Annotated in this window: 10 protein-coding genes; all 10 read right to left on the reverse strand. The window is 58.5% G+C overall.

The genetic code is table 11. The features are described 5' to 3' along the window. Window positions 1–2: 2 nt before the first annotated feature. Window positions 3–2,294 (reverse strand): AMP-binding protein, encoded by a 2,292-nt coding sequence (locus tag ACM66T_RS13200; RefSeq protein WP_231019517.1) that lies wholly within the window; start codon window positions 2,292–2,294, stop codon window positions 3–5. Further along, window positions 2,291–2,929 (reverse strand): protein-L-isoaspartate(D-aspartate) O-methyltransferase, encoded by a 639-nt coding sequence (locus tag ACM66T_RS13205; protein WP_416768651.1) that lies wholly within the window; start codon window positions 2,927–2,929, stop codon window positions 2,291–2,293. The genes ACM66T_RS13200 and ACM66T_RS13205 overlap by 4 nt, the downstream gene beginning before the upstream one ends. Further along, window positions 2,929–3,666: a carbon-nitrogen hydrolase family protein gene (locus ACM66T_RS13210; RefSeq protein ID WP_231019519.1), complete on the reverse strand. Its 738-nt coding sequence runs from the start codon at window positions 3,664–3,666 to the stop codon at window positions 2,929–2,931. The genes ACM66T_RS13205 and ACM66T_RS13210 overlap by 1 nt, the downstream gene beginning before the upstream one ends. Continuing rightward, on the reverse strand, window positions 3,653–4,672 hold the full coding sequence (locus tag ACM66T_RS13215; protein WP_231019520.1) for a ribonucleotide-diphosphate reductase subunit beta: 1,020 nt from the start codon (window positions 4,670–4,672) through the stop codon (window positions 3,653–3,655). Before ACM66T_RS13215 ends, ACM66T_RS13210 begins: the two co-directional genes overlap by 14 nt. Before the next feature lie 140 nt (window positions 4,673–4,812). Next, window positions 4,813–6,621 (reverse strand): translational GTPase TypA, encoded by a 1,809-nt coding sequence (gene typA, locus ACM66T_RS13220; RefSeq protein ID WP_231019521.1) that lies wholly within the window; start codon window positions 6,619–6,621, stop codon window positions 4,813–4,815. Between the two features lie 83 nt (window positions 6,622–6,704). Next, a complete protein-coding gene (locus ACM66T_RS13225; protein ID WP_231019522.1) occupies window positions 6,705–7,796 on the reverse strand; it encodes a deoxyguanosinetriphosphate triphosphohydrolase family protein in 1,092 nt (363 codons plus the stop codon). Beyond that, entirely contained in the window at window positions 7,793–8,041 is a 249-nt protein-coding gene (locus tag ACM66T_RS13230; RefSeq protein WP_231019523.1) for a hypothetical protein, read from the reverse strand. The genes ACM66T_RS13225 and ACM66T_RS13230 overlap by 4 nt, the downstream gene beginning before the upstream one ends. Beyond that, complete coding sequence (locus tag ACM66T_RS13235) at window positions 8,041–9,393, reverse strand: FAD-dependent thymidylate synthase (RefSeq protein WP_231019524.1); 1,353 nt, start codon at window positions 9,391–9,393, stop codon at window positions 8,041–8,043. The genes ACM66T_RS13230 and ACM66T_RS13235 overlap by 1 nt, the downstream gene beginning before the upstream one ends. A gap of 99 nt (window positions 9,394–9,492) precedes the next feature. Then, a complete protein-coding gene (locus tag ACM66T_RS13240; RefSeq protein WP_255707353.1) occupies window positions 9,493–9,618 on the reverse strand; it encodes a hypothetical protein in 126 nt (41 codons plus the stop codon). Further along, window positions 9,615–10,103 (reverse strand): crossover junction endodeoxyribonuclease RuvC, encoded by a 489-nt coding sequence (gene ruvC / locus ACM66T_RS13245; protein WP_231019525.1) that lies wholly within the window; start codon window positions 10,101–10,103, stop codon window positions 9,615–9,617. Before ruvC ends, ACM66T_RS13240 begins: the two co-directional genes overlap by 4 nt. Window positions 10,104–10,178: the final 75 nt, after the last annotated feature.

A 10,178-nucleotide genomic window follows, 5' to 3' on the forward strand; every position in this document is an offset into this window, starting at 1 on the left:
CGTTAGCCGTTCGTATAGAGGTAACGTTTGATCTTCTTCGTCGGCGTTTTAACGAAGGGTTCGCGCTGCTCGATCACCCGTGCGATACGGGAGAACTTGGAGACGCTTTCGTTTGTCTCCGTTTTGATGCGCTCGAGCAGTTTTTCGATCTCAATGTGCTGTTCCGTCTCGGAGAGCTTCGTGATGTCCATATGTTCGTCGAGCATTTCGTAATTGAGATGAATCCGTGCCACCAGCTGCTTTTCGACCTCGTAGACAAGCGCATCCTCTACCAGCTCGTCCTCCATGATCTTCGCCTCGAGCTGCTCGGGATAGATATTTTCGCCGCTGGGACCGAGTATGACGTTTTTGGAGCGTCCGCTGAGGAAAAGATAGCCCTCCGCATCGATATAGCCGAGGTCCTCCGTATTGAACCAGCCGTCTTCGTGCAGCACCTCTGCGCTCTTCTCCGGGTCCTTGTAATAGCCGAGCATCACGTTCGGCCCCTTTGCCCAGACCGTCCCGACTCCCTTTTCGTCCGGGTCGGCGATGCGCAGCTCGACCGAGGAGATCGCCGGACCGATCGCCCCTACTTTCGTCTTAAAAGGCGCGCCGGCCGCCAGCAGCGGCGCCGTCTCCGTCAGGCCGTAACCGATGGCATACGGGAAGCCCGCGTCATCCAGGAAGTGCTCCACCATCGGTGAAAGCGGCGCCCCGCCTATTCCGAAGATGCGCAGCTCGCCGCCGAAGGTCTGCAGGAGCTTTTTGCCGGCGATCTTATGCAGCGCCTTCCGGATGAACGGTACGGCATAGAGGGCCCGCATGAGCGCGTTTTTGTGAAAGTTCGACAGAATGCGGTTCTTGAAGATCTTCTCGATCACCAGCGGTACGGAGAGGATGACCGTCGGTTTGACCAGGGCCATCGCGTCGATGAGGATCTTTGGCGTCGGGACCTTGGAGAGGTAGTAGACGCTGGCACCGTTGACAATGGGGAGCAGAAAGCCGACGGAACACTCATAGGTATGCGCCAGCGGCAGGATGGAGAGGAACCGGTCCTCCGCTACCAATTCAACCACGCATTGCGCAACGAGCGCCTCGAACGTCAGGGCGCGGTGCGTCAGCATCACCCCTTTACTGCTACCCGTCGTACCGGAAGTATAGATAATCGCTGCCAGATCGTCCTCAGAGGGCCTGTAATGCACGTCAGCGTGTTTAGAGCCCTTTACCCCCTCCTTAACCTTCTGAAGGATCGTAGGGCTTCGTTTGGCAAAGGTGGGATCATCGCTGAGATCCTCGGTCAGCACCAGCATCACCAGCGAGGAGAGTATCCCCTCGTCGAGCGCCTCGCGCTTCTTGGCCGATGCAAAGACCGCCTTGCTCTGAGAATGAGTGATGATATGGCGCACTTCGTTGTCGTGGAAATCCGGGAGGATCGGGACGATGACAGCCCCCATCGTCGTGACGGCGAAATAGACGACCCCCCAGTTTGGCATGTTTTCACTGCAAAGCGCGACGCGGTCACCGATACCGATGCCCGCATCGGCCAGGCGCGTCTTCAGCGCGGCGACCGCTTCCCCGAATTCGGCATAGCTCAGGGCCACGCTCTCATCGACGTTGCGCAGGACGGGCCGCTCGGCGTATTCCGTGACCGAACGCTCCAGCAGTGCACTGAGCGTCAACTCCGGCAGCGTGATCTTGAAACGCGGGTCGCTGTTGTGGCGGAAACGCACGCGGATGACGTCCGCGAGCCCCTGGTGCCCCTTCCCTTCGTCCAGCTCGATGCTGCATGCTTCGAGCTCCTCGCAGTCGAACCAGGGGCGTTTGAGCTTTTCGAAGCTCTTCAGATCATACAGCAGCTCAGGCGCCTTCGGACCGCCGGAGTCGCGCTCGATCTGCGACGTCGCGAAGAACTCGCCGGCGAACAGGCCGTCCTCTTTGACGGCGGCGAGCGCCTTGACGAAGACCGCCGTGCGCAGCGGCTCCTCGAGGTGAAGGTACGAACAGAGCACCGCATCGTAGCGCCCCTCCGGCTCCCAGTGCGCCAGATCCATGTGCGAGACCTCGACGTTCACTCCCCTGCTCTTCGCCATCTCCTGCAGCTTTTGCAGTCCGACTTCGGACGCATCGATGGCGTGGGCTTCAAAGCCCCGCTCCGCCGCGTAACAGGCATTTCTGCCCTCCCCCTCGCCGAGGAAAAGGATCCGCGCGCCCTGAGGGAGCGAATCCATCACCTCTTTGAGGTAGGCATTGGGCTGGGTGCCGTACAGATACCCCTCCCGTGAAAATTTCTCATTCCATACTTTGCCGATCTTCATTTCTGAACCCCGTCAAGCACCGGTACAAACGAACACACTTCAAGCTCCTCTTCAATAAGCTGATCGCCTATTTTAACATAGCGCACGATGACCTGACCCCCATCGCGCGTCATCGGAGCGACCAGCACGCCGCGGGGAGCCAGCTGATCGATGATCGCCTGGGGGATATGCTCCGCGGAAGCGGAAAAGAGAATGCGGTCAAAGGGGGCGTAGGTGCTCCAGCCCAGCTGACCGTCGTCTGTGCGGGTGTGGATGTTCGTGATCCCCTCCTCCCGGAAACGCTTTTTCGCCTCGCGCATCAGGGGCTCGATCCGTTCGATCGTAAAGACCCCGCGGAAAAGATGCGACAGCACCGCCGCCTGGTACCCGCTGCCGCAGCCTATTTCCAAAACCCTGTCGGCGTCGTTGCACTGTAGGTACTCGGTCATCTTGGCCACGGTGAGCGGGGAACTGATCCACTGCGCCGCCCCGATGGGCAGGGCGTCGAGCTTGAAGGCGTGCTGCTTGAAGCCGTTGGGAACGTACACTTCACGGTTCGTCGACGCAATGGCACTGAAAACAGTGTCGCTGATCCCGAAGCGCTCACGTATCGCCTCGGCCAGTTTTTTGTTTCGCATCACTGCAATGGCATTCATTATCGTATTCCCGTATCAAGATAGCGGCGCATCTTTTTCACTTCGCCAGGCTCAAACGGCTGCACCAGCAGGGCGTCTGTGCCGTTTCGCACACATTCACCGAAGGGGGTGATGATGCCGCTCTGGCCCGTCGTATCGCGGTTGGCGGTGTCGCTTTGCAGCACGTAGCACTCGTTGGCGACGGCCAGCGCCTGTCCGAGGATGTCGTAGTGCGCGGCGCGGAGCCGTCCCCACTGCGCCGGCACGCAGATGATCTCCGCACCGCGCAGCTGCTCCCACAATGCCGTAAAACGCAGCTCGAAGCAGACCAGGATGCCGATGCGGATACCCTCCACCTCGAAGGGAACGATCGCTTCGGTGCCGCCGGCCGTGAACCACTGCTCCTCCTCCCCGATGCTGAAGAGTTTCGCCTTCGCCTGCTCGCGCAGCAGCGCGCCATCGTGATAGACCCGGGCGACGTTGAAGACCCCCTCCTCTTTCCGAACGATCATCGTCAGAAGGAGCGTACGACCCCGGCTCGCCTTTTCCAGCTCCGGCCCGGCGATCACCGCGAAGTCCGCCGCCGCGTCAAAGCTGTCGTAGTCGAAATTGGTCAGACAGACCTCCGGTGCCAGGACAATGGCGTTTTCGGGCGTTTCGGCGATCAGGGAGAGTAGAACGGCAAGGTTTTCATCGTAGGTGCGTCCCTGCGTCCCGAAAGTGAGGGAGCAGAGCGGACGCGTCTTAGAAGTCGTCAAAGCTGAGGCTGCCTTTGGAGTAGTTCGTGACGTTGCCCTCGAAGAAGTTCGTTTTCTGGTCGTTGAACTTCGAGAAGTCATCCACCCACTTGATGGGGTGCGAAACGTTGTAAAGCTTCTCGAACCCGACCTTGCTGAGACGCTCATCGGCGAGGTACTGGATATACTGCTCGACAATGCCGTCGGTGAGACCGAGAATCTGCCCCTGGGTGATGTATTTGCCCCATGCCGTCTCCAGTTCGACGGCTTTTTTGAACATCTCGTAGACTTCCGCTTTGAGGTCTTCGGTAAAGAGGTCCGGACGTTCGCGCTTGAGCGTGTTGATAAGGTTCTGGAAGAGCACCAGGTGCGTCACTTCGTCGCGCTGGATAAAGCGGATCATCTGCGCCGACCCCAGCATCTTGCCCGAACGCGCCAGGGTGTAGATGTAGGTAAAGCCGCTGTAGAAATAGATCCCCTCGAGAATCTGGTTCGCGAAACAGGCGAGAACGAAGTTGCGTTCCGTCGGGTCCAGTGCCAGACGCTGGTAAATGGCGGCGATCGCATCGTTTTTCGACTTGAGCATCATATCGCGGCGCCACAGTTCGTAGATCTCCGCGCTGTTTTTCGAGATGGAGTCGACCATAACCGCGTAGCTCTGCGAATGCAGCGCCTCTTCGAAGGACTGGCGCACGAGGATCAGGTTGACTTCCGGAGCGGTCACGTAGGGGTTGACGTTGTCGATCAGGTTGTTCGTCTGCAGGGAGTCCATGAAGATCAGCTGCGACAGCGCCTTGTCGTAGGCCGTCTTCTCCGCATCGGTCAGATTCTTGTAATCGATGGCGTCACGCGTCATATCGACCTCTTTGGGAAACCATGTATTGTTGAGCATCATCTCCCAAAGGTTGTACGCCCACTGGTATTTGATATTGTTGAGCTCGAAAATACCCGTAGGATTACCCCCGAAAATACGGCGGTCATTGACGTGTTCGTGTGAATCCGGATTATAGATCTGTTTGCGCTGCATGCTGCTGATTCCTCGTCATTGTTAAGTGAATGATTATGGCGAAAGTGAGGTTTGAAATGCTTTAAAACAGTGGAGATTGCGCGGAAAAAATCGAGGGGTGCCCGGAAGCGTGACTCCCGGGCGAAAGTATGGAAAAACGGTTATTTTTTGCTGCGGTCGTTGCGCTTGCGCTCGTTTTCCGTCAGGTAGCGCTTGCGGATACGGACATTCTCCGGCGTGACTTCGAGCAGCTCGTCGTCTTCGATCCACTCCAGCGCTTTTTCGAGGTTCATATCGCGCGGCGGAACGAGCTTGATCGCCTCATCCGCACCGGATGAACGGACGTTTGACTGCGCCTTGCCCTTGATCGGGTTGACGGTAAGGTCGTTGGAACGGGCGTGCTCGCCGATAATCATCCCTTCGTATACCTTGTCCTGCGGTTCGATGAACAGGACGCCGCGGTCCTGGAGGTTAAAGAGCGAATAGGCCATCGCTGCACCGCCCTCCATGGAGATCAGCGCACCGTACTGGCGGCTTTCGACCGTACCGGAGTACGGGCGGAATTCGAGGAAAGAGTGGTTCATAACCCCCTCCCCTTTCGTATCGGTGAGGAACATACCGCGGAAACCGATCAGGCCGCGTGCAGGGATCTCGAACTCGATACGCGTATAGCCCTCACCCATCGGCACCATCGACTTCATCTCCGCCTTGCGTTTACCGAGGCGCTCGATGATCGTACCGGAGAAGTCGTCCGGCGTATCGATGACGAGGTGCTCGAACGGCTCGCACTTGACCCCTTCGATCTCTTTGACGATGACTTCCGGACGGCCGATACCGAACTCGTACCCTTCGCGGCGCATGTTCTCCGCCAGGACGGTGATCTGCAGTTCGCCGCGGCCGGAAACCTTGAACTTCCCTTCGCCGATCGTCTCAAGGCGCATGGCGACGTTCGTCTGCATCTCCGCCTCGAGGCGGTCTTTGATCTTGTTGGAAGTGACGTGTTTACCCTCGGTACCCGCCAGCGGCGAGTCGTTGACGGAGAAGACGACGGAGAGGGTCGGCTCTTCGATGTGCATCGGGTCCAGCGGCATCGGGTTCGCCGGGTCGACGACGGAGTCACCGACATCGACGGTCTCGAAACCGGCAAAGGCGATAATATCGCCCGCTTCCGCCTGATCGATCTCCATACGGTTGAGGCCGTGGAAACCGATCAGTTTGCTCAGACGTCCTTTGACCATCTCGCCGTCGGCTTTGGCCAGCATGACGCTGTCGCCCTTCTTGATGGTGCCGTTGAAGATACGCGCGATGCCGATCTTACCAACGTAGTTATCGTAGTCCAGGGTAAAGACCTGCGCCTGCGCCGGGTTGCCCGCGTCGCCTTCCGGCTCGGGGATCTCGTTGACGATCGCTTCGAAGAGACACTCGAAGTTGCCGTCCTCGTCGCCCATGTCCATCTTCGCGATGCCGTCGCGCGCTGCGGCATAAACGATCGGGAACTCCAGCTGCTCTTCGCTGGCGTCCATCGCGACGAAGAGGTCGAATACTTCGTCGACGACGCGGTCAGGTTCTGCTGCCGGCTTATCGATCTTGTTGATGACAACGATGGGCTTCTTGCCCAGGGCGATCATCTTCTTGACGACGAATTTCGTCTGCGGCATGACACCTTCGTAGGCGTCGACGAGCAGCAGAACGCCGTCGACCATTTTCAGGACACGCTCAACCTCGCCGCCGAAGTCGGCGTGGCCCGGGGTGTCGATGATATTGATCTTGTGATCTTTGTAGCGGATCGCCGTGTTTTTGGAGAGGATGGTGATCCCGCGCTCTTTTTCGAGGGCATTGGAGTCCATCGCACGTTCATCGACATGCTCGTGGGACGTAAAAGTGCCCGACTGGCCCAAAAGTCCATCGACCAGCGTCGTTTTACCGTGGTCGACGTGCGCGATGACGGCAATGTTTCTGATTTTTTGCAAGGGGGTTCCTTCATGAGGCGACTGCGCCCATTAAAATTTTTCGCGATTATACCGAAAAAGGAGTTAGAAAGGGGTGTGGCCGTTTAGATACGGCCGTAGAGTTCGTTGTAGAGCTTCATCGCGAAACGGTCGCTCATCGAGGCAATATAGTCGGCAACGACCCTGTGGTGGGCCCGGGAGTCGGTCTGCGCGAAAAAATACTCGGGCATCATCTTCGGCTCCGCCGTCAATGCCGCATAGAGCCCCCGGATCGCCTGTTTGCCCGCAAACATGTGGCGCAGGATTTTTTTGTGCTGGTAGAGATCGCGGTAGAGCAGCTTTTTGAGCTTCTTGATCTCCGTCTCCAGCGCCGGTTCAAACCCGATCGGCAGCGGTTCGGAAGAGGGGAGGTGCTCCGGGGCCGCCGCCGCGACCCGTGGCTGCGAATAAGCGAGCATCGAATAGACGAGATGATTGATGAAGTGGGAGCTGAAGCGGTAGCGGAACATCTCGTCGTCACGCTCGTCGATCCCCTCGTCATAGACCTTCTGCAGGATTTCGGCGATCAGGGGATTGCCCCGGAGGGTGTCAAAGGAGATCAGCCCCGAGTGGACCCCGTCGTCGATGTCATGGCTCATATAGGCGATCTCATCGGCCCGGTCGACGATCATTGCCTCGACGGAGGGGTGCATCGTGAGATCGAACGCCGTGTCGATCCATTCGGGAAGAAAAGCTTTCTTGTAGGGGTAGGAGTGCTTGAGAATACCCTCCAGGGTCGCAAAGGTGAGGTTGAGGCCGTCGAAGGTCCTGTAGCGCTTCTCCAGCGCCGTCACCACCCGGAAGCTCTGGAAATTGTGCTCGAACCCGTTCGCGTGGCCGTCTTTCTTGAGGCACTCGTCGAGGGTGTCGCCGCCGACATGGCCGAAGGGAGTGTGGCCCAGGTCGTGGGCGAGGGCGATCGCTTCGGCGAGCGGTTCACGCAGGCCGAGCTCCGCCGCGATCGAACGGGCAATCTGGCTCACTTCGAGCGAATGGGTGAGGCGGGTACGGAAAAAATCCCCCTCCTGGTTCAGGAAAACCTGGGTCTTGTACTCCAGCTTGCGGAAGCTGCCCGAATGGATAATGCGGTCGCGGTCACGGGCATAGGGGGCGCGGAAATCGTCCTGAATACCGTGGAATCGCGCGTCGGGTCTCATTCGGTAATCTTGTAACCCTTCTCTTCGAGGCACTTGATGCATTCAGGCTCGACGTCTCTCGGGAAAGCCGCCTTGGCTGCCGCTTCATCCTCGGCCGGACCGTAGAAACGGCACTCCTGCATATCCTGATGGATCTGCTCCTGCGAGTACCCCTCCGGACACATCATTCCGCCGACACGGATATTCTTGGTCGAACAGCCCGCCAGGCCGATCAGCAGCGCCAGCGCGGCAATGGCAATACGCATCATATCTCCCTCTTGTAATCTTCAAATTCAAGTTTCCAGACCTTGATCCCGCAGAAGTGGTCCCCCTCCGGGCAGGTCGGCCGTATTTTCATCGCGAAGCGCGTCGCGCAGGGCGGCAGCAGCTCCTCGGCTCCCGGCACGCCCATGGCGCGCAGCTGTTTCACCTGGCCGTAGACGATATCGAAGATCTCCTCCTGCGCGTTGTAGCAGAGCCGCATCTGCGCCTTGTGGTGGAAGGAGGTAAATTCGTCCCGCTCCACCAGTTCGATCTCGTGGGCGTTGCTGAGCGCGTAGGCCGCCTCGCCGAACCCGAGCAGCTCGCGCTGGGCTTCGAAAAAGTCGTAGCTCCGCGCGATCGCCCGCTCGTAGATGGCGAGCGCTTCTGGGTTTTTCGAAATGATCGGCGGGGTATAGGCGTTCCGGGCGTAGATCGATTCCAGGGCAGGGCGCACGGCCGGAGAACGGCGATGGCGCTGGTTCTGCGCATCGGCCGAGAGCGAGAGGCGGGTATAGGTGGAGAACCCGCCGAGCACGCCGCTGTCGGGCAGCATCTGCGAGAAACGCAGGACGTCCGCGTAGTTTTCGTTGACGTCGAAGGCCGCGTCGCCGACGACGTCGTACACCTTGACGGCTTCATCCCCCACGCCGATTTTGGCTTTGTGCGCCGCCATATCGAAGGCCGGGAAGACCGGGGCGGCCTCCTTGGCATGTTCCACCAGCGGCGCCAGCGACGCATCCACCTTCACGAGCGCCTCCGCGATGATCGCGGCGAACTCCTCCGCCTCAGCGCGGCACTCAGGCATCGCTTTGGCCACGGCGATGTAGCGCAGAAGGGTGATGATGTTGACGGTGTGGTAAAGATAGGCGCTCATTCCGCCGGGCAGAACGTACCGGGCCATCTCCTGCGCCTTTTTGCGGCTGTCTTTCCTTCGGAACTTCGGCACGACCGCCTCGACGTCGGGGAGCAGCACTTCGATGAGCTGCTCGTAATCGTCAAAACAGTGCTGGTAGTACGTTTCCCAATCGCTGCGTTCTCCCGCCGCGGGATAGACGAAGTTCTCGATCTTCATTTTCGCGTAGCGCTGGGAGACCTGTTCGGAGTTGTAATAGGGGTGCGCGTGCAGCAGCCGCCAGATCAGGTGACGGCTCATACCCGAGATGAGCATCGTGACATGCGTATGCATCAGCGTCGTGTGGTGCCCGCCTTTGAAGATCCCCTGGAGCAGGTCATCTTTTCTGCTCCAGGAGGCGCTGGCGTCGGGGGTGACGATGCCGTTGGGGAAATAACAGGTCCGCGCGGCGGAAACCGCTACGTTCGAGGGGGTATCGACTTCGAGGAATTCAACCTGCATCCTGACGCTCCGCAAATGACAAATTGGGGTATTGTACCATCGGTACTTGAAAGCAACGGCGGCGGCGAAAAAATGCCGCTTCCCTTTCAGCTCGGCCGCTTATCTGCCGCGTTCCCCGAAAAAACTGACGGCAACGTAGATAATGCCGAAAATCACCGGCGCGACGATCAACCAGGTCATGGGATCCTCGTACAAAACGGCGTAATCCTTGATCCACTCCATCATCTTGTCTCCTTTTTCGCGAGTCTGACCCGCTGGGCATGGGTAATGGCCACCGCGATGGCATCCGTGATGTCGAGCGGTTTGATCTCCCGGGTGATGCCCAGCAGCCGTTTCACCATGAAAGCGACCTGCTCCTTGGCCGCTTTGGCTTTGCCCGTCAGCGCTTTTTTCACCTGCAGAGGAGTATATTCGTCAAACTGTCCGAACTCCTGTAACAATTTTAACGTAATCGCGCCGCGGAACTGTGCCAATTTTATCACCGTTTTCGGATTGTGCGCATAAAAGATATCTTCCATCGCCACTTCGTCGATCTGGTGCGCCCTGAAAAGCTGCTCAAGCGCCTCCACCATCTGGGGGATCTGCAGCTGCAGCGCTTCGGGTTTCATTTTGATCAGGCCCGCCTCGATCAGCCGCATCTTTGCGCCGTCGAGTTCGAGCAATGCGTATCCGCAGTTGCGCGTCCCCGGGTCGATTCCAAGAATTACCACGTATTTTCCCCCTGTGAAAAAAGTTATTCACCTGTGAATGTTTTTTAAAAAGCCCCGTGTTTACGCCGCTTGAAA

The organism is Sulfurimonas sp. ST-25 (genome assembly GCF_048079205.1).
GTDB lineage: Bacteria > Campylobacterota > Campylobacteria > Campylobacterales > Sulfurimonadaceae > Thiomicrolovo > Thiomicrolovo sulfuroxydans.